The 26,240-nt window shown below is 39.8% G+C and carries 22 protein-coding genes; 11 read left to right on the top strand and 11 right to left on the bottom strand.

Features of this window, described 5'->3' with window-relative positions:
- The first annotated feature begins 63 nt into the window (after positions 1 to 63).
- Together ESZ48_RS09570 and ESZ48_RS09565 are read left to right on the top strand one after the other, a co-directional pair.
- Positions 64 to 1,377, top strand: coding sequence for a GIY-YIG nuclease family protein (locus ESZ48_RS09570; RefSeq protein WP_129017191.1), 1,314 nt, complete (start codon positions 64 to 66; stop codon positions 1,375 to 1,377).
- Positions 1,378 to 1,556: 179 nt separating this feature from the next.
- Positions 1,557 to 2,639, top strand: a complete 1,083-nt coding sequence (locus tag ESZ48_RS09565) for a sensor histidine kinase (RefSeq protein ID WP_190246230.1) — start codon at positions 1,557 to 1,559, stop codon at positions 2,637 to 2,639.
- Positions 2,640 to 2,675: 36 nt separating this feature from the next.
- Here ESZ48_RS09565 and ESZ48_RS09560 read toward each other — a convergent pair whose 3' ends face one another.
- On the bottom strand, positions 2,676 to 2,990 hold the full coding sequence (locus ESZ48_RS09560) for a hypothetical protein (RefSeq protein ID WP_129017189.1): 315 nt from the start codon (positions 2,988 to 2,990) through the stop codon (positions 2,676 to 2,678).
- A 524-nt stretch (positions 2,991 to 3,514) separates the two neighbouring features.
- Between ESZ48_RS09560 and tyrS the strand changes: the two genes are divergently transcribed.
- The 4 genes from tyrS (at position 3,515) to ESZ48_RS09540 (ending at position 7,962) form a co-directional block, all read left to right on the top strand.
- On the top strand, positions 3,515 to 4,720 hold the full coding sequence (gene tyrS / locus ESZ48_RS09555) for a tyrosine--tRNA ligase (RefSeq protein ID WP_129017188.1): 1,206 nt from the start codon (positions 3,515 to 3,517) through the stop codon (positions 4,718 to 4,720).
- A 389-nt stretch (positions 4,721 to 5,109) separates the two neighbouring features.
- The gene (locus ESZ48_RS09550; protein ID WP_223266408.1) at positions 5,110 to 6,300 is read left to right on the top strand and encodes a di-heme oxidoredictase family protein; all 1,191 of its coding nucleotides are present in this window, start codon (positions 5,110 to 5,112) and stop codon (positions 6,298 to 6,300) included.
- Positions 6,301 to 6,311: 11 nt separating this feature from the next.
- Complete coding sequence (locus ESZ48_RS09545) at positions 6,312 to 6,752, top strand: QcrA and Rieske domain-containing protein (RefSeq protein WP_129017186.1); 441 nt, start codon at positions 6,312 to 6,314, stop codon at positions 6,750 to 6,752.
- Positions 6,724 to 7,962, top strand: coding sequence for a hypothetical protein (locus ESZ48_RS09540; protein WP_129017185.1), 1,239 nt, complete (start codon positions 6,724 to 6,726; stop codon positions 7,960 to 7,962). The genes ESZ48_RS09545 and ESZ48_RS09540 overlap by 29 nt, the downstream gene beginning before the upstream one ends.
- 231 nt (positions 7,963 to 8,193) lie before the next feature.
- Here the strand turns inward: ESZ48_RS09540 and ESZ48_RS09535 are convergent, their stop codons facing one another.
- Positions 8,194 to 9,057: a tetratricopeptide repeat protein gene (locus ESZ48_RS09535; protein WP_129017184.1), complete on the bottom strand. Its 864-nt coding sequence runs from the start codon at positions 9,055 to 9,057 to the stop codon at positions 8,194 to 8,196.
- Positions 9,058 to 9,110: 53 nt separating this feature from the next.
- Entirely contained in the window at positions 9,111 to 10,340 is a 1,230-nt protein-coding gene (locus ESZ48_RS09530) for a C40 family peptidase (protein ID WP_129017183.1), read from the bottom strand.
- 310 nt (positions 10,341 to 10,650) lie between these two features.
- On the opposite strand from ESZ48_RS09530, the gene ESZ48_RS09525 reads away from it, so the two are divergent.
- Entirely contained in the window at positions 10,651 to 12,039 is a 1,389-nt protein-coding gene (locus tag ESZ48_RS09525; RefSeq protein ID WP_129017182.1) for an MATE family efflux transporter, read from the top strand.
- 111 nt (positions 12,040 to 12,150) lie between these two features.
- Here the strand turns inward: ESZ48_RS09525 and ESZ48_RS09520 are convergent, their stop codons facing one another.
- Entirely contained in the window at positions 12,151 to 12,474 is a 324-nt protein-coding gene (locus ESZ48_RS09520) for a hypothetical protein (protein ID WP_129017181.1), read from the bottom strand.
- Between the two features lie 362 nt (positions 12,475 to 12,836).
- Between ESZ48_RS09520 and ESZ48_RS09515 the strand changes: the two genes are divergently transcribed.
- Complete coding sequence (locus ESZ48_RS09515; RefSeq protein ID WP_129017180.1) at positions 12,837 to 13,775, top strand: N-acetylmuramoyl-L-alanine amidase; 939 nt, start codon at positions 12,837 to 12,839, stop codon at positions 13,773 to 13,775.
- 345 nt (positions 13,776 to 14,120) lie between these two features.
- Here ESZ48_RS09515 and ESZ48_RS09510 read toward each other — a convergent pair whose 3' ends face one another.
- The 6 genes from ESZ48_RS09510 to ESZ48_RS09485 are packed head-to-tail and all read right to left on the bottom strand — an operon-like array spanning position 14,121 to position 21,982.
- Entirely contained in the window at positions 14,121 to 15,872 is a 1,752-nt protein-coding gene (locus ESZ48_RS09510) for an AMP-dependent synthetase/ligase (protein WP_129017179.1), read from the bottom strand.
- Positions 15,873 to 15,891: 19 nt separating this feature from the next.
- The gene (locus tag ESZ48_RS09505; protein WP_129017178.1) at positions 15,892 to 16,950 is read right to left on the bottom strand and encodes a CaiB/BaiF CoA transferase family protein; all 1,059 of its coding nucleotides are present in this window, start codon (positions 16,948 to 16,950) and stop codon (positions 15,892 to 15,894) included.
- A complete protein-coding gene (locus ESZ48_RS09500) occupies positions 16,950 to 17,387 on the bottom strand; it encodes an acyl-CoA thioesterase (protein WP_129017177.1) in 438 nt (145 codons plus the stop codon). Before ESZ48_RS09500 ends, ESZ48_RS09505 begins: the two co-directional genes overlap by 1 nt.
- Entirely contained in the window at positions 17,387 to 18,592 is a 1,206-nt protein-coding gene (locus ESZ48_RS09495; RefSeq protein WP_129017176.1) for an acyl-CoA dehydrogenase family protein, read from the bottom strand. Before ESZ48_RS09495 ends, ESZ48_RS09500 begins: the two co-directional genes overlap by 1 nt.
- Before the next feature lie 29 nt (positions 18,593 to 18,621).
- Positions 18,622 to 20,763 carry a 3-hydroxyacyl-CoA dehydrogenase NAD-binding domain-containing protein gene (locus ESZ48_RS09490; protein WP_129017175.1) on the bottom strand — a complete coding sequence of 714 codons (2,142 nt, stop codon included), beginning with the start codon at positions 20,761 to 20,763 and terminating at the stop codon, positions 18,622 to 18,624.
- Positions 20,764 to 20,782: 19 nt separating this feature from the next.
- Positions 20,783 to 21,982, bottom strand: coding sequence for an acetyl-CoA C-acetyltransferase (locus ESZ48_RS09485; RefSeq protein WP_129017174.1), 1,200 nt, complete (start codon positions 21,980 to 21,982; stop codon positions 20,783 to 20,785).
- A gap of 186 nt (positions 21,983 to 22,168) precedes the next feature.
- On the opposite strand from ESZ48_RS09485, the gene ESZ48_RS09480 reads away from it, so the two are divergent.
- Together ESZ48_RS09480 and ESZ48_RS09475 are read left to right on the top strand one after the other, a co-directional pair.
- Positions 22,169 to 22,828: a transglutaminase-like domain-containing protein gene (locus ESZ48_RS09480; protein WP_129017173.1), complete on the top strand. Its 660-nt coding sequence runs from the start codon at positions 22,169 to 22,171 to the stop codon at positions 22,826 to 22,828.
- Positions 22,828 to 23,397 (top strand): TetR/AcrR family transcriptional regulator, encoded by a 570-nt coding sequence (locus tag ESZ48_RS09475; RefSeq protein ID WP_129017172.1) that lies wholly within the window; start codon positions 22,828 to 22,830, stop codon positions 23,395 to 23,397. The genes ESZ48_RS09480 and ESZ48_RS09475 overlap by 1 nt, the downstream gene beginning before the upstream one ends.
- A 302-nt stretch (positions 23,398 to 23,699) precedes the next feature.
- Here the strand turns inward: ESZ48_RS09475 and ESZ48_RS09470 are convergent, their stop codons facing one another.
- Positions 23,700 to 24,272, bottom strand: coding sequence for a GNAT family N-acetyltransferase (locus ESZ48_RS09470; RefSeq protein ID WP_129017171.1), 573 nt, complete (start codon positions 24,270 to 24,272; stop codon positions 23,700 to 23,702).
- A 308-nt stretch (positions 24,273 to 24,580) separates the two neighbouring features.
- Here ESZ48_RS09470 and ESZ48_RS09465 point away from each other — a divergent pair, with 308 nt between their 5' ends.
- Positions 24,581 to 26,077 (top strand): MDR family MFS transporter, encoded by a 1,497-nt coding sequence (locus ESZ48_RS09465; RefSeq protein ID WP_129017170.1) that lies wholly within the window; start codon positions 24,581 to 24,583, stop codon positions 26,075 to 26,077.
- The last annotated feature ends 163 nt before the right edge of the window (positions 26,078 to 26,240 follow it).

Raw genomic sequence — 26,240 nt, 5'->3', positions numbered from 1 at the left:
TATTGAATATTGAGAAGATACGATTTTTTTTATGTAACGCTAAAAACACTTATTTTTGCTCTAATGGTATTCATCTATATTCAAACTATAAACGCGGGCAAAAGAGCCGACGTCCCCTACCGCATCACCTTAAAAACCGAAGCGTTATCTGAGGCAAGTATCTGCTTTAATTTTCGACCGGAAATCAGTATTTCAAAGGGGTGTTACGAAACCCACCGTTTGGATCGACTAGATGTGCTTTCGGCACCACCTTTTTGTGATATCGCCGATGAACTGATTGAGCTGTTCAGCAATCAACAGCTGGTTTTTTCCGAAGCCCTCCAATTCAGACTGTTGAAATCGCTATTTAAGACCATTGGATATAATTTTGATATTCGCCCTAAAATTCTTTTTCACCCTAACGGAAACTTACCAGAACATCCTATTTCGGCACTTTTGGAACAAAATTCGAAACTCCACGAGCAAAGCGTCGCATATGCCAGGGCTTTTGTGATGCTGATGCCAAGGTATTTAAATGAACCTGCTCTAAAAAACGCAGACGTCCCACGGTCCCACAAGGCGACTAGCCCGGACCTTAGCCATTATAAGATAGCGCCTGGGGTGTATTATTTTCTAGACCATCAAGAGGCCATTGTCTATGTTGGAAAGGCCAAAAACATAAGAAAGCGTTTGCAGTCCCATTTCTCACAAGGAGAAACCCGAAATCATATTAATTATGCCTCCATAAACTCGGTAGATGTGGAATATACAGGGAATGATATTCTGGCACAACTGATAGAATCTGCCGAAATTAAGAAGCTAAAACCCATCTATAATACCCAACAAATTATAGATCCCGCGCCCTATATTATCAATAGAGCGAAAACGGCGAAGGGGATCCACAAACTACAAATCACCAGAAAAGATATTAAGGACAATATGCCGGAGCGCTATTTTAATCGCGGTTCCGTAAAGCATTCACTGGAACAATTTTGTTCGGAATATGGGTTGTGCAGAAAGCATTGTGGGCTGGAGACCGTAAAAGGTCCGTGCAGTAATGTCACCATTAAACATCAGCAGTGTGTTTGTGCGGATCCTGCGTTGATCACCGCTTATAATGAACGTTTTGAAACGGCATTTGAACACTTTAAAAACAAAAAATCCAGAAAGATTTATAAGCTAAAGGGCAGGCATAATCAGGAAGATGCTTTTATTTATACGGTAAACGACATTTATGAAGGTTATGGATTTATTGACAAGCATGAACTCATTTATACCCCTAACGACATTCTCGGACACTTGATTGCACAGCACAATAATTACGATACCTCGAGAATTTTAGATGGGTTAAAAAACCAAGTCCCCAAGGATCATATTTTAATTCTCAGTGAACGCTGAAGTCAGAGGTAGCTTCAGTACCAGCATTAGACTATTCAAATCTCTTTCAAGTTTGATTTTCTAAAACTATTAATCCCATTTTAAAGCTAATGCATCAACAAACAAGGTATTTCAGCAAAGACCTTGATCTATTTTAAATTAGTTTTATGCCCTCTTACCAATAAATTTTAATGTACAAGATGTTTCAGAATTTTGAAATCTTAAACTCCGTCTCAGAATCCATGGCGATCATCAACCGGGAAGGAGCTATTTTATTCACCAATAAAACCTGGAATTCATTTTCTACGGAAAACAACGGCAATGCATCGTGCACTGGCGTCAACACTAATTATTTTACGGTATGCGATAATGCTACGGGCCAGGAAGCAGAAATGGCGAATACGGCCAAAACTGGGATTCTGCGCGTTGTTGAAAATGCGATGAACATTTTTGAGATGGAATATCCATGTCATTCCCCTAACCAGAATCGGTGGTTTATTTTAAGAGCGAATAAAATTATAAATCACCCACAATTAACCCTGTTGGCCCATATTGACATCACCAATCGCAAACAAGCGGAGCTGCAAGTGGAAAATAATTATACGCAGTCCGTAATGATCAATGACCGATTGCACACCACCCTTTATAAAATTGTTCACGACATCCAGAACCCGTTATCTGGGATTATCGGCCTGGTTGGATTGACAAAATCTGAAACCGATATTCAGGTCTTGAATGAATATTTGGAACTTATTGAAGAGGGTAGTCATGATTTAAGCGAATTTGTTAAAGACACCTTACGGCATTTATCTACTTCCGAAAACGTTGAATCGGTTGATGTGCAAAATGTCGTTTCCCAATATCTCAATTCCATAAAGCACCTTGCCCTTTCCAAAAACATTAATATCGTGCATACTGTAGATCAAAACAGCGAATTCTATAGCAATGAAATTGAATTTAGATCGATATTCTCTAATTTGGTCAGCAATGCGCTTAAATACAGCGATGATCGGAAAGCTGAAAAAACCATCCAGATCCATTTTTCATCAGATACAGACCATGGGGTTTTGACTGTAAAGGACAATGGCATTGGGATTAAAAAAGAGGAACTTTCCAAAATCATGAAGCGCAATTATCAAGTAGATGGCCATTCAAAAGATGGGGTTGGCCTCGGCCTTCATATGGTTGAAAAGTCGCTGTTCAGCTTGGGTGGGTCTATTGAAATAAATTCGGAATTTGGTGTAGGCACAGAATTCATCGTAAAAATCCCTAACCGTCTTTAAAAAGAACCGTTTCACTATATTTTCAATAGCCTATTTCTAGGCGATCTCAGACGGTCTAAATTTTTCAATGCGATCCTTTCCCTCTTCCAATTCGCTGCAATTTGGGCATACGTGCACGATGCCATCCTTGATTTGATAGCCGTCTAAATTTTCCTTAACAAATTTCTGAACCAACATATAGGCGTCCTTGTGGTTATTGACATCCACTTGTTTATCCCTATATAATTTTCGTATTTTACCGTCGTATTCCTGTATTCCCCAACATAGCGAACACATGCCTTCAGGTGCAACGTCAATCGTTTCTTCTTCAGATTTCTTGAAAAACTCCGTAATTGTTTTTATAATGTCCATAATAGTATGTATTAATTTTGCCTTAGTAATTTACGGATTTATTAGGAAATTAACAACCAAAACTGAGGGAGTCTTCAGCCTTTAGCATTCAGTAATCAGAGTTTCTTTAAGCTTGGACAAAACTGAAGTCGCTAGGAAGGTGGACACTTGAGCTTTCATTTTTGAATTTGGAATTTGGAATTTGGAATTTGGAATTTGGAATTTGGAATTTGCCTATCGGCAGACAGGGAATTTTGATTACGGCCCCTCTAGGTTGCGCCATGATTAAATCTTGAGCACGAAACCCTAACCCCTTCTTTTATCCCAAAAACAAATCGCAGATGTCATATTAATCCGTAAATTTGCCCACGAAATGAAAATTTTGAACTACATATTACGCCTTCCGTTTTTCAGCACTTATTATGATACTAATATTTGCTCGGATAGGTTATACACATACTTGAAATTGATTTAACACAACAACATATAGTAATATACCTAAAGCCCGAGCATTTTGCTCGGGCTTTTTTTTATTTAAAAATGACATGGAAACAAGTAACAGATTAAAAGAAAACGTAGAAATAATTCTACCAGAAAACGGATTGGTCGAAAAATTGGAACAAGCCGAAAAAGATGGCAAGAAGCTCATCATCAAACTTGGATTTGACCCAACCGCTCCCGATTTACATTTGGGACATGCGGTGGTGCTTAAAAAATTAAAGGAATTTCAGGACCTGGGCCATCAAATCGTGATTTTGGTTGGGGATTTTACGGCCAGAATTGGCGATCCCACAGGAAAGAATAAAAGTCGCCAACCTCTAAGCAATAACGATGTCCTCCGCAATGCCGAAACCTATATCTCGCAACTGTCAAAGATTATTGATGTGGAAAAGAGTGAAATCGTTTTCAACTCCAATTGGTTGGATCAACTGTCCTTCTCAGAAATCATTCAAATTTTATCGAATGTGACCGTGGCGCAATTGATGCACCGGAATGATTTTAACAAACGGTTTACCGAAAACACGCCCATCGCCATGCACGAATTGGTGTACCCAATTCTACAAGGCTTTGACTCCGTTAAAATCAACTGCGATATCGAAATGGGCGGCACCGACCAGCTCTTTAACTGTACGATGGGCAGGCAATTGCAACAGACCTACGGCATGGCTCCACAAACGGTCATGTGTATGCCTTTGTTAAAAGGTTTGGACGGGAAGGAGAAAATGAGCAAATCTTTGAACAATACCATCGGTATAACAGACGCACCAAATGATATGTTTGGTAAGACCATGTCCATTCCCGACACACTTATTACAGAGTTTTTGGATCTGACTACAGATTTTTCAGTTGAGGCAAAAGAGCTGTTGAAAGCGCGCTTGGCTGATGGAGAAAATCCAATGAACCTCAAGAAAATCATCGCCAAAAACATCATCACCCAATACCATAATGAACAAGCGGCGCAGGAAGCCGAAGATTTTTTTACCAATCAGTTTCAAAATAAAAATTTTGAAGAGAAAGCCTTTGACCCTGTATCAATCAGCGCTATGAGATCGGTTAACGGAAGTATGAACGTTATTGATTTATGTAGCCATCTAAAACAAGATTTGAGTAAATCGGCCATAAGACGACTGATCGAAAGCGGTGCCATCCAAATTGACAATGAAAAAATCACAGATCCACACCAGAGTGTGCCACTGAAAAAGAATCTTCGCATCAAGGTGGGGAGAAGGGATTTTTATGAGTTGACGTAGACAGAGATTAGTGGGTAATGGGTAGTATGAGATGGATTGTGATATTTACGAAGTTCGATTAACTATTTTTGATTTACGTCTTGTCCATGCCTGCCATTTCCTGTCCGAATAAATTTGTCCATACGATAACGGGTGGGTTAGGTTTAAAGGATTGGGAACAATTGAAGATTAACGTTTGATGATTGCTGATTTTAGGATAAGGGTCAATGCTATTTAAGCATAGGCATCGGTTATTGGTCTCTCCCACTTTCCGTCATCGGTCATCGGTCTTCTGTCTTCATTCTTCTATTTTTAGACAAATGCATTAATAATATTTAGATTAACCTAAAAATATATTTGCGCATTCTCGTATATTGTTTAGTTTTGCCTAAAACTATAACAAAATGAGAATGAAAAGTTACCTATTTGGAAGTCTGTTCCTGCTCCCATTATTTTTTTCCTGTGAGGTTTTCGCTCCGCAGGAACCCGAAGAATACGAATTGCTCGATGGTCCCGTAGAAGATCTCACCATGGCAGAAGCCAAGCGTTTTATCAAGGGCGATGTCGCTTTTAACGACCAAATTTTTACCGCGGAAACAGGATTGGGTCCCATTTTTACTGGAACCAGTTGTGTAAGTTGTCATGCCGGGGACGGAAAAGGGCATCCTTTTGTGAAGTTCACACGTTTCGGACAAGAATTTCCAGGCGTTAATGAGTATTTAAAACAAGGTGGTCCACAGTTGCAAAACCGAGCCATTCCAGGGTATGAACCTGAAACCTTGCCACCAGGTGCGCCACATACCGATTTGATTGCTCCCATTGTTACAGGCTTAGGATTCTTGGACGCGGTGAGAGATCAGGATCTTCTCGATATGTCCGATCCTGATGATTTGGATGGCGACGGCATTAGCGGACGTGTGCATTGGAACACCAGACCCGATTATGTTAAGGACCGTCCGGAAACCATTAGCAAGGACGGAAAATATATTACCCGTTTTGGGAAAAAAGGTAAAATGTATGATCTTTTGCATCAAACTGCCGATGCCTATAATCAGGATATTGGGATCACTTCATACTTCGAACCTTATGACACTTATAGTGGCGATAAATTGCAATCGGAAATAGACAGACAGACGATCAGTGATGTGGTGTTCTACCTAAAAACCTTAAAAGCGCCCATCCCAAGAGACCAAGATGATCCAGACGTCATGACCGGTAAAGCCTTGTTCGGCGATATCCAGTGTGCATCTTGCCACAAACCGACCTTAAGCACCGGATATTCGCCAATTGAGGCGCTCTCCTATAAAGAATTCCATCCCTATACCGATTTGCTCTTACATGACATGGGTCCAGAGCTTGATGACGGCTATACCGAAGGTTACGCTTATTCCTATGAGTGGAAAACGCCACCGTTATGGGGAATCGGCTTGGCAAAAGACTCGCAAGGTGGTGACTATTATTTACTCCACGACGGAAGAGCGAGAAGCATTGAAGAAGCCATCTTATATCACGGCGGAGAAGCTGTAAACTCTAAAAACTTGTATCGGGGCCTTAGCCAAACCCAAAAAGATCAAGTTTTAAAATTCATTGAATCCTTATAAAACCAACACTTATGGATCGGAAAAAATTCTTAAAAACCTGTGGGGTGGTCTTGGTAGGCCTTCCCTTTGCCTCCACCCTATTGACTTCCTGCGAAAGCATTTATTATGCCACCAGCAGCATAAAAAACAAGAGTCTAATTGTACCGCTTTCGGAGTTTGAGATCTCCAAAAAAAACACCACCATCTATAGAACATTTGTTTTGGTCAAAACTCCCACCGAAGATTTTCCCATTTGTCTCTATAAAACTGGCGCCAACGACTATACAGCTGCCCTGATGAAATGTACACATCGTGGGTGCGAGCTCAATGTGGGCGGCGGCATTTACAGTTGCCCATGCCATGGCAGCGAATTCGATACCAAAGGTGGCGTTTTGGAAGGACCAGCCGATCAAGATTTAAAAACATACAAAACAACCATTCAAAATGAAAATATCTACATTGAACTCTCTTAAAACCCATCTCTTAATTCTCGGAATCCTCTGCATTGGTTCGGTCTTTGCCCAAGAAGACAGCACTAAAAAGGTCAAAGAAAACGATGAACAAGAATTAAATATGGATGCGGTCTTTAATAGGCCCACATTAAGCTTTGATAAAGTCCCCGTAACGCTCGGCGGGTATTTGGAGGCCAATACCATGCACCGGACCGAGGAAGGCATTACCGACGGTTTATCTTTTCAGGCACGGCGATTGACCATATTCATGGCAGCTTCTATTTCCGATCGGATTAAGTTCTTGACCGAAATAGAATTCGAGGATGGTGGCAAAGAAGTCGCTATTGAGTTTGCAGCGTTGGATGTGGCCTTTCATCCGTTGTTCAACTTTCGAGGCGGCATTGTGATGAATCCCATCGGTGCTTTTAACGAAAACCATGACGGTCCGAAATGGGAATTTGTGGAGCGCCCTGATGTGGCGGTCAATATGTTGGCTGCAACACTTTCAAACGCAGGATTTGGAATGTACGGAAAAACCTATTCAGGAAATTGGATCTTTGGTTATGAGGCCTATTTGACCAATGGCTTTAGTAGCCGCATCATTTCCAACGAAGAGGATAAAACCTATTTGCCTGCGCATAAGGATGGCGACAATTTATTTGAGGATAATTTTAGTGGAAAGGCCATGTTTTCTGGAAAACTCGCTATTAAAAATAGAAAGATTGGCGAGATCGGCATTTCGTATATGGGAGGCACTTACAATAAGTTTGAAGATGACGGCGAAGCAGTAGAAGATCAGGCAAGAGTGGATGTATTTGCCCTAGATTGGAACACGACCATCAAATCTACCGGGACTTATATTGTGGGAGAAGCGGCGTGGATCTGGGCGGAAACACCAGATACTTATACCCAACAATACGGAAATAAACAGCGTGGCCTATTTATGGATATTGTCCAACCGATTTACAAAAGCAAAATTTTTGAATGGGAAGATGCCACCTTCAACGTTGCAGCACGATTTGATTATGTGGATTGGAACGTGGGCCGATTTAAGGAAACGGGTACCAAAATTGGCGATCAAATGCTTGCAGTTACCCCAGGAATCAGCTTTAGACCAACTCCAAAAACGGTGTTCCGAATCAACTACCGCTACGAGTGGAACACAGATATTCTTAACAATCCTGCCGAAAGAGCTGCAACATGGTATATGGGATTCAGTAGTTATTTTTAGGTAATACGCTAAATACCCACTAAAAAGAATTAAATACAATACAGCCTATGAACTTCGAGTCCATAGGCTTTTTTTAATCCCCCATTAAGGTTTTTTATACATTCCCTGCCTGTAGACAGATAGGGAATTTGACTTTTTTTGAAATTTGAATCCCACGTGTACTCTGTCCTGAGGTGGGCTGTTACGACCCGATCGCCAATTAAAGCTAAACGTATAAAAGTCTGCGGAAAGTTACAGTTTTTTATATTCAGCTGGCAATGCAATTCCATACACTTTTTCCATATACCAAAGTGGTGGAACCCCAAATTCGGCTCTTCTTTTATCCACATTAGCAATGTCTTTTATTGGATAGTCGTCAAATTGGTTCCAATACATCCCATAAATTTGTTCCTTGTTCTGTCTCATTGACCTTTCCTCTTCAAACATCACCCAAAAGTCCTTTTTCATAGTTCCCTTCTTTATTTGTTCATCGATATAGGGTTTAAAGAAATTCCATACATAAGTGTCTTGACCATAAGTACCACGTTGGTGCCATAAAACGAGCCAACCTTTTGGATGCCAGCCATATTCCTTGGTGATTTCAATGAGTCGTTTTATGTTAAGGGAATCAATTCTTTCAACTTCTTTCCATTCGCTTCCATTGGTACGATATTCTTTGTCTAATTCCACTAGCCTATCTACTTCTCGATAAATTTCAGGATGTTCCAATTTTTCGTAGAATTCCGAAATGTGGCTTTCATAGTCTTTCTCAATTTCCGTAAACATCTTTTCGTTTCTAAAACTATTAAACTCGTTGAAATTCAGAAAGTAATCTTTTGAAGCATTTGTATTATGAATTGAGGAAATAAGTAATTCTTTGGCCTTATCATATTTCTTAGCATGCAAAGCCGAAGCTGTTGCATAAAAATATATAGAAACGTCTTCTTTGGGTTTTAAATCAATTGCCTTTTCAAAATTTGCTAAAGCTTTTTCGTAATCTTTATCTTTAAACTCCAACATTGCTTTTTGATCCCACTCATTATATTGATCATAATCAGTTTTGTTATCAGAACAACTTAAAATAGTAAGGAAAAGAAATAAAAGGATTATTCTCATGGTTTTCGTCAAATTAAAGCCAGAATTTATTAAGAAATCAATCTGTTGACCTCTTAGTTCTTTAAAGGTTCCGCTTCATTTTTCGCCATAAAAACATCCGCTTCGGCGAGGTACATTAGCCCAGGACCTTCTTGATCAATAATTCGTTTGGTTCTGAGGTAACGATCGTAATTGTATTTGTCAAAATCTTCAGCAGTAGTATCCATATTGCTGATATGCACATCGCCCATGGCATGGATAAATTTGTTATCACCAATCCACATGCCCACATGAATGACTCTCTCCTTTGACGTATCGGTTGCTTTTTTCCCAAAAAACAAGAGGTCTCCAGGAACCAGATTTTCGAAATTCTTGGTGGAATCCACTAATACACCTGTATGGATTTGTTGCGAAGCGTCTCTAGGAATGATCAAACCGTTCAAAAAGAAAACCGTTTTTGTAAATCCGCTACAATCCATCCCCTTCGGAGAGGTACCGCCCCATAAATACGGTGAACCCATCATTGTTTTTGCAGCAGCTACCAAGTCGTCCTGCGATTGATCTACAGATGTTACCCATTCCATATAAGGCTTAGCATTGGCCTTTTCAATAAAGGCTTTCCTCCCATCAGGATATTTGATCTCATAAAAACCTTGTTTTTCACCAACAACCTCTAAAATATTGCCCGCCACCAAATCTGAAACCGTTTGGCTCTTCGTATCTGGATTTGTGTAAGCAGCACCATACGGTTTTAAATAGATAATCTTATCGGCAGCTTTCCACGCTGTAAATTCGTCGACTGTCAAACTGACAATACCTCCATTATCCACCCAAGAAATATAACCTTCCGGCGTTTGGATCAAGCTCCAGCCCGGTGTGTGTTTTAAGATGGTCAATGGTGTCCCCATCATGGCTTGGGTAACCAATTCAGCGGAATGGCTCCCTTTTCCCCTTAAATTGGCCACGGAGATTTTAACAAGCCCGCGGGTTTTTCCTTCGGCAGTAGCCGCCGGTAATACCTGAATGCTATCCGTATACGCAATGTTTTCGGCATCAAACTTCGATTTTAAGGCTTCCACCGCATTGGGTAAGTTAGATTCACCTTTTAAGACGTATTGATCTTTTGATTTTTCCGCGACTACATCAAATAAAGCGACGCGTTTATCTGGCGCATATTCACTTTTAATATCTGAAATATAGACTTCAGCAGGATCTTGCATTTTTTCTTCTGCTTTTTCATTGCAAGACACCAGGATCAAGAATCCTAATAAGCTTAATAAATTGATTTTTTTTAACAGATTCATGCGACGTAAATTTAACATGTTTTTTTATTAACAATTATATTTGTTCCATACCCTATGGAAAATATTTTCCCGAAATAGTATTGGTGGGAATAAAATTGCACCAAAGCTAATCTATGGGAACTTGCAAAGATAATAATTTTATCAGCGTTAATTTCCTTTGCGGGTGCCTTCATAAAATCAATTGAAATTGCGTTCTATTGGTTGATGTTTAGGGCAATTTAGGATTTATCCCATAATCGGCCATCTAATTTTTCAAGTATTAAGATGAAATTAAGCATTACATCGAAAAGGTTGTTATAATTTTGCAGGAATGAGTACCACAAAGAAAAATAAGTTCACAGAAGGAAAAATAATCAGCTCGCTATTAAGTTTGGCGCTGCCCATTATTTTCGCCAATATTCTTCAATCCGCCTATCAGCTTATAGATACGTTTTGGTTGGGACGACTGGGAGCTGATGCCGTTGCAGCGGTAAGCCTTAGTTTCCCACTGCTGTTTCTGGTGCTTTCCATTGGCTCAGGTCTTACCTTAGCCGGTACCGTCATGGTGGCACGCTATCAAGGTGCCAACAACCAGAAGATGGTCGATTTCAGTTCTTCACAAAGTGTCTTCCTGATTTTTTTGACGTCTATCGTTTTGGCCATCGTCAGTTATTTCGCCGCTGAACCATTAATGACAATCATTGGCGCCGGGCCGGATATCATTGATGATTCAATCACTTACTTCAAGGTGTCGTCCTTGGGCTTTGTTTTTTTATTCATCTTCTTTATTTTCCAATCGCTTATGCGTGGTATCGGGAAGGTGATGCTCCCTGTTTATATTGTACTGTTCACAGTGATCCTGAACGCGGGGTTGGATCCGCTGTTTATCTACGGCTATGGTCCCATCCCGGGCTATGGAGTGGCCGGAGCAGCAGTATCAAGCGTCATAACCCAAGCCATTGCGGCCACTATCGGTTTGGTTATTCTTTTTAGGGGAAGGCAGGGCATTAAAGTTTCCCTAGCGTCGATGTATTTCAATATGGAAAATTTGAGGAAAACCTTCAGAATTGGGTTTCCTGCAAGTATTGAGCAATCCACTCGGGCATTGGGGATGACCTTTATGATGGTGATCGTTACCAGTTTTGGAAGTGATATTGTAGCGGCCTACGGGATTGGCGCTCGGATGTTGAGTTTTATAGTGGTCCCCGCCTTGGGACTCGGCATAGCCACCACTTCTCTGGTGGGTCAAAACATTGGTGCCTTAAAGATCAAAAGAGCTGAGAATGTAGCAAAATTGAGCGCCAAAGTGGCTTTCTTTGGGTTTACTGGCTTGGGAGTGATCATGTTCTTAGTGGCAGAACCCTTGACGGCGTTCTTTATTCCCGATGATCCTATGGTCATTAAAGAAGGGGCGCTTTTCATTAAAATTATGTCCGCAAGTTTCGGTTTTCTTGGGCTACAACAAGTGATGAACGGTACTTTTAATGGTGCTGGATTTACCAAAGCCTCCATGTTTATTTCCATCTTGGGTCTTTGGGTGGTACGGTTTCCTTTGGCCTATATTCTTTCCAACACCTTGGCGATGGGACCAGTGGGCATTTGGTGGTCTTTCCCCATCTCTAACCTTATTGCGGGTACAGCAGCCTTTATCTATTTCAAAACTGGGTATTGGAAAAAAAGGGTCATTCGCGATCGGAGCTTTTTAACTGCGCACGAGTAAAGAGATCATGGATTTGGCTTTTGCTACAGGATTGTTGGCGGAAAACACCAACAATGGCATGAAAACACCAACAATGGCATAACTATTTGATGGACACCTAAATGCTTCCGATTATTCTAAGCTTTGTAACCATCGTTCCACATACGCGTCATTTCTGGCATACCATTGTGTATTGATGGCATAAGCAAATCCGTTGCGTGCAAACTCAAAGTCCCATGTCCATCGGATCACACCCTTTTCGTCCTTTAGGGCATTCGCTTTTTCAGTCTCGGTAAAATGCTCCGGAACTTTTAAAAATAGTGGCGTACTGATATCAAAAACCGCTTTTGAATTGGATTTCTTAAGGAACTTGTCCAAATCGGCATCCGATAGATTTTTAACGGCTACGGCAATTTTTTCTTGAATTTCAGTATTGGAATAGATTCTTTGACTCATAATTGGGCTAAAATTATATTGGTTTGATAAATATTTAGGGACTTCCCACGTGAATCCTGGGCGAAATTAAATATTTGGCAAAAGTAAGCATATATAAGTGCTGTTTTCCCACAGTTTACTATTAATTGTCTATTTAGGTGTTTAAAGGGCTGAAAGGAATAATGAAGCGTCTCATGGAAAATTAAAAAAGCCCATTTCACTTTGGATACGGCATAAGGAGTTAAATTGTTGGTGGTAAACGCCAAAAAGGGCGTAAAACATTAATAATAGCAAAAATTTAAAAGCTTAAGTTTGCGCAGAAAAACTTGATTACATCACTAATTATTATCTTTGAAAACACAACAGCTTAAAGTATCCTTTCAATGAAAAAAACAATCACTTTACCCCTAGTAACTGCCATTTTATTTTTAATGGTCTCTTGTGCAAGTAATCCTTACGGATCCACAAATCGAATGCATAAAAAACAGATCAAGGAACTCAGTAAAGAATTAAAACTCCTTCCTCCACCTGCACCAGGAACTGCTGCGATGTTGAAATATGCAGATAACTGGGTGGGCACTACTAATTTTAATTTAAGAAGACCCAATCTTGTTATAATTCACCATACGGCACAAGATTCTGTTGGGCAAACGCTTAAAACTTTTACTTTGGAAAGAACACAGGTCAGCGCGCATTATTTGATTGGAAGACATGGTGAGGTCTATCACATGCTCAACGATCTTTATCGCGCGTGGCACGGTGGGAGTGGTCAATGGGGTTCCAACACAGATATCAACTCTGCCTCCATAGGCATTGAGTTGGATAATAATGGCTTTGAAGAATTTTCACCCGTTCAAATCGCCAGTCTTTTGGAGTTATTAGAAGATCTCAAAACAAAGTATAAAATCCCAGCGGCAAATTTCATTGGCCATTCGGATATTGCTCCCACGAGGAAAAATGATCCGAATAGAACATTTCCTTGGAAACTACTCGCAAAAGAAGGCTACGGATTGTGGTATGATGAGCCCATTATCGGCATTGAAAGATCTATAGATGACAGTAGTATATCACCCCAAATAGCAACTCCAGAACTCAACATGGTCATGAGCGATTCGGCTAAGGCCACTACGCCAACTGCTCCAGCTCCTGTGCTATTGGATGTTAGTCCAGCCGTTGCATTAAAAATCATTGGGTACGACGTGACCGATTTGCCCGCTGCCATCAAGGCTTTCAAACTTCATTTTATACAGACGGAAGTCGATTCTATATTAACAGATTATGATTTAGAGGTGCTCAATAACCTTTATAAAAAATATTTGTGAGAGCTTGGAAGTAAAATAAATATAGCGCTATGAGATGCCGCTCCTACGGAGCTTGATTCACAGGGAACCTTATTTTGTTACTAAGATGTCATCCCTACGGGATTTACATCTTGCCAAAGGACCATAATTTACTCGAACAGATGATATTAAAAGTAAGTCCATACATTGACAATTTATATTTATTGTAAGATTTTAAGCTGACGGTAGAAGCATTCAAAATCTTCTCAAATAGCACAAATTAACTTAAAAGCCTTAGGCATACGATTTCCAGATTCTTTTGAGATCGAAAAACTTGAACGAAACAGTGATTGTTTTCAGATTCTTCAACGTAAAAAAAAGCCGCATTTATTCGGAATAGATTTTGGTAAAAAGCGCTTTGTATTTTTCCTTGATCACTTTTCGTCTCAATTTTAAAGTTGGCGTCAAATGTCCTGCTTCAACGGTCCATTCATCAGCCGTTATTTCAAACTTTTTGATTTTTTCCCAGTTGCCTAGGCTTTCGTTATACAAGTCGATATCTTCTTGAATTCGAGCGAGAAGTTTGACATCGGTAGTAACATCTTTAATGGGATGATCGCTTTTCTCTTCCCAATCTTTTACAAATTCATAGTTTACCTGAATGAGTGCTGCAGGCATTTTATAGCCTTCGCCAATCACCATGATCTGTTCTATAAAAGGCGATTGTTTCATAATATTTTCAATGATCGCTGGAGCAATATACTTTCCTCCTGAGGTCTTGAATATGGATTTCTTCCGATCGGTAATCTTTAAAAATCCGTCCTTGCAGATGTCGCCAATATCTCCTGTATGAAAAAATCCATCTTTAATAGCTTCGGTTGTATTGACCTCATCTTTATAATAGCCCTTAAAAATATTCGGCCCTTTCAATAGGATTTCACCATCTTCAGCGATTTTAACTTCCAAGCTCGATATTACCTTACCGACGGTTTTTAAACGTGATTCCCCTTTTTTATAACCATTAATAGAGATCACCCCAGAAGATTCCGTCATGCCGTAACCTTCATAAATGGGCAATCCGGCTGCCGTAAACACTTTTATCAATCGCTCTTGTAAGGGTGCAGATCCTGACACTAAAAAACGCAACTCGCCTCCAAAAATTCCGCGCCATTTACTGTAGATTAATTTGTCTGCAATTTTATGTTGAAATCCTCTTTTTTGATCCAGCTCGGTACTTTCGGCAAGACGCACTGCCCAGAAAAATAAGGCTTTCTTCAGACCTGATAGTTCGTTGCCTTTCGAGATTATTTTATCAAATATTTTTTCCAATAAACGAGGGACTATCGGCAGAAACGCAGGTTTAACCTCCTGCAAATTCTCCACTAATTTCTCCAAAGATTCGGCAAAATAAATTTGAAAACCCATATACTGGTAATAATACATCACCAAGCGTTCAAACACATGACTGATTGGCAAATAACTGAGCATAGGCAGATGAGGCTCATCTAAATTTAATAAGTCCTTACATAGCATTACCGTGTGCAACAGCTCTTGGTGGGTTATCATGACGCCTTTAGGAACTCCGGTTGTTCCCGAGGTGTAAATAATGGTAGCGAGTTGCGTTGGAGAGATGTTTGCTTTACGCGCTTCAACTTCTGAATGATGCGCCGTGTTTTTTCCTAAGGCTAATAACTTTTCCCAGTTATCTTCGGAAACTGAATTGTCAAAACTGAAAATTGAAGTGACTTGGGTGCTCTTTTGAACCGCTTGTACTTTTTCGAATAAATCGTGGTTAGAAACAAAGCATAATTTCGAATCGGAATGATTTAAGATAAATTCATAGTCTTTTGAAGACAAGGTCGCGTATAAAGGCACGTTTATAGCGCCGATTTGCAAAATAGCCATATCTAAAATATGCCATTCCACACTATTTTTCTCAACTACAATAGCAATTTTATCATCAACTTCAACCCCTAATTCTATTAAAGCGTTGCTTATAATGGCGATTTGATGACAGTAATCCTGAGTACTCAAAGCCACCCATTGCCCTTTTATTTTTGTATTGAAAGCTTTTTCCTGCGGCGTATGTCGCAATTGATAGTCTGGTAAATCGAATAATCGCGTGAGGTGTTTAGACATAATACCGGAAATTTAGTTTTTAGCTATAGGTTTTAAAAGGCGATGCGTAGGTTTTTATCGTTTTATTCTTGATTGTAGTTTCGTTAAAAACCTTGCGTTCTTGAATGTGCTCATGGTTGGCAACCTCCTCTATTTCCAAAATTGGTGACAAACAGGTATCGTGGTTAGCACTTAAACTCACCCACTCATCTCTCGTTTTGGACTTAAATAGTAATTCTAAATCTTTCTTAGGAAAAATGCCGTTGATCAACTCTAATTCTGATTTTCTTTTCCATTCTGGTTTGTCCACCATGTCACAGAAGCCATTCCAAAACTTCATTTCCAAAGCACCTAATGCCATCCATTTTCCATCTGAACATTCATAAACATTATAGTTGACCAGCATACCACTTAAAATTGGTGTTGTTTTATAAGATGCACCTCCCTGAGACATACTGTGTGCAATGGCATTTAAAGGGATGGTGGCATCGAGCAGGCTCAAATCGATATACTGCGGTTTGTTTTGAAGTTTTTGTGCCAACAATCCAGAAGTACAAGCCGAAAGTAACATATAAGAGCCTCCTGCAATATCGGCGATTTGAAATCCGGGAATAATTGGTTTTCCATTTTCATCCCTATTTAAATCCAATAATCCAGCGGTGGCCAAATAATTAATATCATGCCCGGCCTTTGTATGCAGATTTCCATTTTGCCCATACCCTGTAACGGAAACATAAACAATATTGGGGTTGATCTTTTTAACCGCCTCAAAATCTAAATTAAAACTGGCCATGGCACCCGGGCGAAACTGTTCAATCAACACATCAGCAGTGGCTATTAAATCGCTTACTTTTTGATAGCCTTCCTCAGTTTCATAATCAATTGTTAAGATCTCTTTAGAATGATTCATGCTGTGAAACATAAAAGAGCTATCATCTATCTTAGGCTCGTAAAAGCGTGTATAATCTGGACGTTTCGGACTTTCAATCTTTATGACTTTAGCACCCAGTTGACTTAAAAGATGTGTCCCTAAAGGTCCTGGAAGTAATCGTGTAAAATCAATAACGGTAACCCCTTGTAATGGCTTTGTTTCTTGCATTAATTTTCTAATTGATTTATATCTTCTATAATCGCTTTAGGAAGTGCGATTTTTTGTTGCTTGTTATAATCCACAATGATAACCTCATGTGTTTTTATTGCAACCAATCGGTTTTGTTCGGTACTAAAAAAATAAGATTTTAACACGAAGCGGTCCTCTTTAATTTCTTCAGTCCTAGTACCTATAAAAATAGTGTCTGGATAAAGTACGGGGGAAATATACTTTACCGATTGAAACCCTAAAGTTGGTGCATAGCGCATGTTTTTTGGATCCTGCGTAATAATAAAACCTAAGGCTCTAAAATAATCTATGCGAGCAGTTTCTCCCCACCGTACATAATTCACATTATTAACGTGGTGGAAGGCATCCATTTCTCCCCACTGCACAACAATCGTAGTTTGAACTTTAAAATCTGTAATGGTTAGTTCTTGTTTCATTATTTCTTTTGTTGCTGGCGCAGGGCCTTCATTTGAGCAAACAGTTCTTTAAATAACCCTCTTGCTACTACCAATTTCATGATTTCATTGGTCCCCGCATAGATACGCGCTACGCGATTATCGGCATACATTCTTGCAATAGGATATTCCCACATATAGCCATAACCACCAAATAATTGTAAACATTCGTCCACTACTTTACCGTGCATGTCTGTTGCCGAAAACTTGGCCATTGAAGCACTTTCCGCAGAGAGTTTATGTTGTGATAAATCTTCTGTACAACGATCAACAAAAGCTTGATGAATTTGCAATTGTGCTGCTGCTTCAGCGAGTTTGAATTGGGTATTTTGAAATCCTGCGATAGGTTGCTTGAAAGCTGTTCTTGTAGATGTATATGCAATAGTGTCTTCGATGGCTCCTTCTGCGCCACCAATGGCCGCTAATGCTACCGACAATCGCTCACGAGCCAATTCTGTCATCATGATTTTAAAACCTTGGCCTTCTTCGCCTAATAAATTCTCTTTGGGCACTTTTACATTATCAAAAAACAACTCACAGGTATCTTGAGCCTTCATTCCTATTTTTTTGAAAGGCACTCCTTTTTCGAAACCTTCCCATTGGCTTTCCATAATTAATAATGAAACGCCTTCTTCGGGCGTCCCCAAATTTGTCTTCACTGCTATAATAGCCATATCAGCTAAAAAGCCGTTGGTGATAAATGTTTTTTGTCCGCTAACCAGATAATGGTCGCCATTATCCACAGCTTTAGTGCGTAGCGCTTGTAAATCCGAACCACAATTGGGCTCAGTCATTCCGATGGCGGTAATCATTTCACCTGTAGCCATAGGTGGTAGATACTTCTTTTTTTGTGCCTCTGTTCCGTATTTTAAGATGTAAGGCGCAACAATATCAGAGTGCAATGAGAAACCAGGTCCGCTGATTCCTTTTTTTGCCAACTCTTCCAGAAATAAAGCACTAAAACTAAAATCAAGTCCAGCGCCTCCATATTCCTCAGGCATATCTATACACAACAAACCTAAGTCTCCTGCTCTTTTCCAAATCTCGCGACTCACCATCCCTTCTTTTTCCCAAGCTTCCACTTGAGGCAAGATTTCATTGGTGATAAAATCCTGAATCATTCCTTGCATCATCTTGTGTTCTTCAGATGCATATATTTTTCTTTCTAATAATACGTTTTGTAACATGGCTACTTGATTTAGTTGTTAATAATACCTTAGTTTTTATAAAAAACACGGTTGCTTCCTGCTTTATCAATGCGCTCTAAAAGGGATTGAGGCAATTGAAAACGCTCGCCATACTTTTTAGCTAAACCAGCGGCATAGTCTTTAAATTCTTGTGCCCCGATATAATCGATATAAGACATGACGCCTCCAGTATGAATTGGGAAACCAAGTCCTAAAATCGATCCGATATCGGCATCTTTAGCTTCCTTTAACACACCACTTTCCAAACATTTGTACGAATCGATGACCATTGCGAATAACATACGTCTTCCTATTTCTTCTTCATCGTAGCCCTCTATCGTTGGATAAATCGTACTCCATTCTTTCCAAAGGTGTTTTTTTCCTCCTTTTGGATAGTCGTAAAAACCTTTACCTTCTTTTTTACCTAGTCTTTTGTGCGTATGAACTATCGTAGAAGCTGTTTCTTGCAATTCTTTTTCAAAGTCAGTTAAGTTGGGATCTTCAGCCATGATGTCTAACATGAGTTTCAAATTCACCTCATCAGCTATCGCCAAAGGTCCGACCGGCATGCCAATCTTCTTGGCAACATTTTCTATGACTGCTGGCGGAATGCCTTCCGTTAACATGGTGATGCCTTCGTTTACAAATTTTCCAAAAACACGAGAAGTGAAAAATCCACGACCATCATTCACAACAATAGGTACTTTTCGTATTTTAATAACATAATCAATAGCTGCTGCCAAGGTTTCATCCGACGTTTCTTTACCAACGATAACCTCCACCAAAGGCATTCTATCTACCGGCGAAAAGAAATGCAGGCCTATAAATTTATCAGGCCTTGATGATGCTTTTGCCAACGTAGATATTGGAATGGTTGACGTGTTACTGGCATAAATCACTTCGGGTTTAATGACCGCTTCCGTTTCTTTGGTGACGCGATTTTTTAAGGCTTCATTTTCAAAAACCGCTTCGATAATTAAATCACAATCTTTTAAATCGTCCACACTATCCGAAGGAAGGATATGATCCAAAATTGCACTTGCTTTTTCGTGAGTACTTCTACCCTTCTCTATTTTTTGCTTTTCAATGCTCTCGGCATAACCTTTACCTCTTTCAGCGCCTTCTAAAGATACATCTTTTAAAACCACATCCAAACCTGATTTTGCCGACTCATAAGCAATTCCTGCACCCATCATTCCGGCGCCTAAAACACCGATCTTTTTAAAGCTTGCTTGCTCAAAGCCTTTTGGTTTGGCTTTTCCTTTGGCTGCATCACCAATAAAAATGAAGGAGGCTCTAATAATATTTTTGGTTTCTTTAGTAAACAAGGTATCCACAAAATAACGCGCCTCAACTTCTAGAGCATTGTCAATTCCTGTAGAACTCCCATGGTATAAAGCACTCAATACGTTTTTGATGTGTGGCATATTGCCATGCGTTGTTTTATAGGCCATGGCATTTGAGACCGAGTAAAACTCAGTATATCCAGACTTTTGTCCGATGCCATTTGGGGTTCCAGGAACTACAAATCGCTTGTCATCCCAAGGTTGTTTGACTTCTGGGTTTTGCAAGATCCATGCTTTAGCTAAAGCATTGATATCATCTTCTGGACTACAGATTTGATTGACCAATTTATCCTTTAAGGCTTGTGCTGCGGATAGCTTTCGCGATTGTGTAATATATTCTATCGCTTTTTGAGGGCCCAACATTCTCAAAAAACGTTGTGTGCCCCCCGATCCTGGAAACAAGCCTACAGAACATTCTACCAAACCTATTTTGTTGGCAGGATGATCGGTCATAATGCGATAATTACAAGCCAAGGCAATCTCTAAACCGCCACCTAAAGCCAATCCGCTTAGTGCTGCCACGACGGGTTTGGAAGATAGTTCCATTTGACGCATGGCACGATTGGTTTTCATGAGCAGCTCAAAACAATCTTCTTTAGATTGGTCATAATTTAAGAACCATTTCAAATCGCCTCCAGCAATAAAATCTCGTTTCGCCGAGTTAATTATGATGCCTTTTACAGTGTTATCAACTAATGCTTTGTCTACAGCGGTCAAGAATTCTGACATCGTCTGTTCATTCATGAAGTTAACCGGAGAGTTGGCCACATCCCAAGTAATAAAAGCAATTCCGTCTGTATCTATTGAATATTTTATATGTTGCATTTTGTCTTTTTTTTAGAAATTATACACGTTCGATGATGGTGGCAATACCCATACCGCCACCAACGCATAGTGTCGCTAAAGCGGTGTTTTTATCTTGTCGTTCCAATTCGTCCAAAGCCGTTCCAAGAATCATACATCCTGTGGCACCTAACGGATGGCCCATAGCAATAGCACCACCGTTGACATTAACGATGGAATGGTCGATCTTCATGTTTTCCATAAGACGCAATGGCACGACGGCAAAAGCCTCGTTGATCTCCCACAAATCGATATCTGAAGCATTCATTCCTGCTTTTCGTAAGGCTTTTTTAGTGGCTGGAGTTGGTCCTTCCAACATGATCAACGGTTCTGAACCAATAATGCTTCCCATTCTAATTTTTGCTCTTGGGGTCAAGCCTAATTTTTCTCCAATTTCTTTGGTGCCGATTAACATTAGTCCAGCACCATCTACAAGACCAGACGAATTTCCGGCGTGATGGACGTGGTTGATGCGCTCGATCTCGATATACGTATCTAAGGCCGTTTGATTAAATAATAGCTCTCCCATCATTTCAAAAGATGGATTTAATTTACCTAAAGCTTCCAAAGTGGTATTCGCACGAATATATTCGTCTTTGGATAAGTATTCCAAACCGTTGATATCTAGAACCGGAATGATTGATTTTGCAAATGCTTTTTTAGCCCAAGCCGCTGCTGCCCTTTTTTGCGATTCAACTGCAAAGCTGTCCACATCGTTTCTTGAGTACCCATATTTTGTGGCGATTAAATCGGCTGAAATCCCTTGTGGCACAAACTTACCAAAAGCTGCATCCGGCTCCATAACCCAAGCTGATCCGTCAATTCCCATAGGAACTCGAGACATGGATTCGACGCCGCCTGCGATGATTAAATCAGACCATCCTGATATTACACGGGCTGCAGCTTGATTTACCGCCTCCAATCCAGAAGCACAATATCTGTTTAAAGATACGGCTGCTAAATGATCGCCGTAATTCGCCACCTGCGCCGCAACTTTAGCAATATTTCCGCCTTGCTCGCCGGCTTGCGTGACACAACCCAACACCAAATCTTCTACATAAGAAGTGTCTAAATTGTTCCGCTCTTTTAAGGCTGAAAGTAAAGTTGTTACTAGTTGAACTGGACTGGCTTGAGATAAGCTTCCTGTGTTTTTTCCGATGCCGCGAGGGGTCCTTACCGAATCATAAATATATGCATCCATTATGTCAAATTGTTTAGAGTTACTAAGTGGTAACATAAATAGAAAAAAAATATGTGACCAAGTGGTTACAAACTTATACAAAAGAATTATATTTGTCAAATAAAATATCAGCAAATTTTAAAATCGATTTAAAATTTATGGACTATATATCCTTACAAATCTAAAGATCGATAAAACATACATTTTATGGCACCAACCTATTTAGAAGAGAACACTAATTTTGATTACTCATCTGAGGGCATTCAAGATCTCGTTGAAAAGATCGATGCCGGTGGTTATGCCTCTCCGCTGGATTTTGCATTAAAAGCCTATGACTATATTCGAGATGCGTGGCCCTATAATCCTTATCGTTTCAGTTTAATTGAAAACGATTGGTGTGCGTCGGAAATCTGCACACATAAATCGGGACATTGCTTAGATAAAGCCATCTTGTTGATCAGTGTTTTAAGGGCAAAAAACATCCCTGCACGATTAGGTTTGGCGAAAGTTAAAAATCACATTGCTGTTGAAGATATTATTGAAAAATTTGGCAACGATGTTCTGGTGCCACATGGTTATGTTGAACTTTATCTAAATGGCAAATGGGTGAAGGCCACGCCAGCTTTTAATAAGACCTTATGCGAAAAATTGAACCTACCGCCCTTGGATTTTGATGGGATCAATGATTCCCTGTTTCAAGCTTATGATAGTTCGGGTTCCACGCAGTTTATGGAGTATTTGGAAGATTATGGCGTCTTTGACTACGTTCCATTGGCCTATATGTTTGATTTAATGAAAGCTACCTATCCCACATTGGCAGGAAAAAACATTGAATTAGGAATGGTATTAAACCTCAACGACTTATAATGAAAAAAGATAGAGCCGCTACCGAAGAGAAAATATACGAAAGTTTTTTAACCCTTTTAGAAGAAAAAGGACCACAAGCCGTCGGCATCAATGCGATTGCCAAAAAAGCAGGGGTTTCTAAAGAACTCATCTATCGTTATTTTGGAGGCATGCAAGGCCTATTGCTCCAACTGGCAAAAAAAGGCGATTTTTTTAAATCGATGTTGGCACTTCATGATAAAGATTTGGCAACCGTAGAAGATCTTAAGGAATTTGCGAAAGCCGGAACACAAGAGCTTCGGGAGAACAAACTGACCCAAGAAATTTTGCGTTGGCAATTGCTCGAAAATAATGAGGTGACGCGTGATTTGTTTAAGTACAGCAATAAGGAGATAGGAAAAATGTTCGCCATTTCTAATAAAGACAGTTCCCTTAACCATGCCTTTCAATTAATGATTGGTGGTTATGTTTATTTTACGCTCTTGTCCAAATTCAATAAAAAGTTTATTACTACCGATTTAAGCTCTCAGGAATCTTGGGATAACTTTGATAAAGCGATTGGAAAGACGATTGATTTGTTTAATAAATAAGGACATTGGTAGTCGATGAAAATTCGATAATTAAGACAGGATTGTTGGTGGAAACACCAACAATGGCGTAATTGCTCAAGATGTATTCTTATCTTTTTATAAAACTGGAAACACTTTTGATATCCTTGGACCGCATTTGAACACAATAGATGCTATATCAATTATGAACCAGAACAAGTCGGATCAATTCGAAGTTTTCCTTCTCTGTGCATTCTATAAACCACTCATCTATTTTGGATTTATGCCGTTTTAATTATGACATAGTTTACGAATGTTTTGGCAGTAAATTATGGGTTCTAAACTTAGATATGTGGATAAGAATCGTTCCAATCCCAAAGCACAACGACCCATTCAGTCTGATACGAATCTGTATAGGTATGAATTTCCTCGAAACCCACTTTTTTATGGGCTTTTCTAGAACGCTGGTTGGTAACGGCTATTTCGGTGATGGCGAAGTCATAGCGACCGGCAAATGTGTTTTTATATAGGTGAAAACATTTTTCAAAAACACCTCTACCTCTGTAATTTTTGTGAACACAAACTTGTCCAACAACCAAATAATTATATTCGGATACCCATCGCCCTTTATAATCGATTTTCTCAAATTCCTCAAACATCGGGAGAATTATAGGGATATCGAACTTTGATTTTTTTGTCATCGCTAAAACATATCCTATAACTCCCTTATCATCTTTGGCAACGATTTGGGGTTCAATCGCGTTCAAATCTTCAAGCATTTCCAAAGTATGGTCTACAGTCACAAAACCATACATTTCAATCTCCTGATCTGATAAATTGTTTTTCAAATTGGCTTTTTGCAAAGTACAAATACCTTTCAAATATGCCTTATTTTTATTTGTGGTATAGTGAATCATGTTGGCGTTAAAATGTGGATGAATATAACTATATAATTCAAGGTTCTCGTCACAGCCACAGATAAATGTAATCTCTCAATTTTGATTTACAAATATGTTACTCTCGTTTCAATAGTACAATCTCTCATGATAATTTTTCCTTTTGAATGTCAATTTCATCAAATTTACTTCAAAAGTAGGCAGTCGATAATAGAATTTAAAAATCCTTAATTTAATTTTTTTGAGTCGATAAAATCTCTGCTGTTACTCAGAAGCATTCATCTATTAAGTTTTACCTTTGCGCGAAATAAATTAATCGCATTTGTTTTATGACTCAGGACGTCCAAAGTCAAAAAAGTAGAGGTTGGATTTTAGCGGCTTTAATGCTCACAATGGCTTTAGCGGCCATGGATAGCACCATTGTGGCTACTGCAATTCCGCAAATTGTGGGCGACTTGGGTGGGTTCTCTCTATTCAGCTGGTTGTTTTCCATTTATCTTCTGATCCAAACCATTACGATTCCCATTTACGGAAAACTGGCCGATATCTATGGTCGTAAACCGATCCTTATTTATGGCGTTATTGTATTTCTGTTAGGCTCTGCAGCTTGTGCTGGAGCTTGGGACATGATCAGTTTGATTGCATTTAGAGGTCTGCAAGCCGTTGGTGCCGGTGCGATTATGGCGACGGTCAACACCATTGCCGCCGACATATATACGCTTGAGGAACGCGCTAAAATTCAAGGTTGGCTTTCGAGTGTTTGGGGCGTATCAGCAATTTTAGGGCCCACGATAGGTGGTGCCTTGGCCGATTATGCCTCTTGGCGTTGGATCTTCCTAATCAATATTCCGGTGGGGATTGGTTCTATTATCATGATCAGCATTTTTCTTAAGGAAAACAAACCGATTAAATACGCAAAAATCGATTGGCTTGGTGCGTTGGCATTATTGGTCACCGGTGGATTTATCATGTTCGGATTGATGCAAGGTGGGCAATCTTGGGATTGGATTTCTTATGAAACCCTAATTTTTATAGGAATTGCTGCAGTTTTAGTTTATGCAACCATGAAAATCGAGGCGCGCGCCGAAAGTCCTATCTTACCCCGATGGGTGTGGCGAAAACGCGTGCTTGTGGGTGCCAATCTGGCGACCATTGGCATGGGGTGTATGACCATGGGACCGAATATGTTTTTACCCGTTTTTTCGCAATCGGTCATTGGCGTTGGCGCGATTACCGCAGGTTTTATATTGGCGAGCATGAGTATCACTTGGCCCATATCGTCATCATTTTCGGGAAAATTGTATCTGCGGATTGGCTTTAGAAATACAGCACTTTGCGGTATTTCCATTGTGATCATTGCCGTGTCAAGCTTCTTATTCATGCCCTACCCAGGTTCAGTAGCCGCTTTGGTGGGTGTTCAGTTGCTCATGGGAGCCGGTTTTGGATTGATTTCAACGCCGTTGATGGTTGGCGTACAATCCACAGTAGATTGGGGACAGAGAGGTGTGGTTACTGGGGCCAGTATGTTCTCTAGATATTTCGGACAAAGCTTAGGTGCTGCTGTTTTTGCAGCCATATTCAATTCGGTCCTCATGGATAAATTGACGGAGGCGCCAGCAAATTTGCAAAATGCCTTACCCAAGGTAAATCAAGTAGTGGAAGTATTACAATCGGCACACTCCGACGCTACCGTTCAAAATTATTTACAACATGTATTTTTTGACTCGACACATACCGTCTATATCGGTTTGCTCACCGTGGGTATTCTCACACTTATCGTTTTACTATTAACGCCGAAGCACTTTGGTAAAATAGATAAGTTTTAAATGGCGAATTAGAAATTGGTAGCCCCACCCTTGTATTTGCGAAGACGGGAAGTTAAGGGTAACAACTGCCAAATTTTAAATATCGAATGTCGAATATGGAATATCGAATGTCGAAGTTCAAACTCGCAAAAAATAACTTTGAACCCTGAACCTATAACTCTGA

It is taken from the genome of Gelidibacter gilvus, assembly GCF_004115975.1.
Taxonomy (GTDB): domain Bacteria; phylum Bacteroidota; class Bacteroidia; order Flavobacteriales; family Flavobacteriaceae; genus Gelidibacter; species Gelidibacter gilvus.
This window is presented reverse-complemented; position numbering and strand designations above follow the sequence as displayed.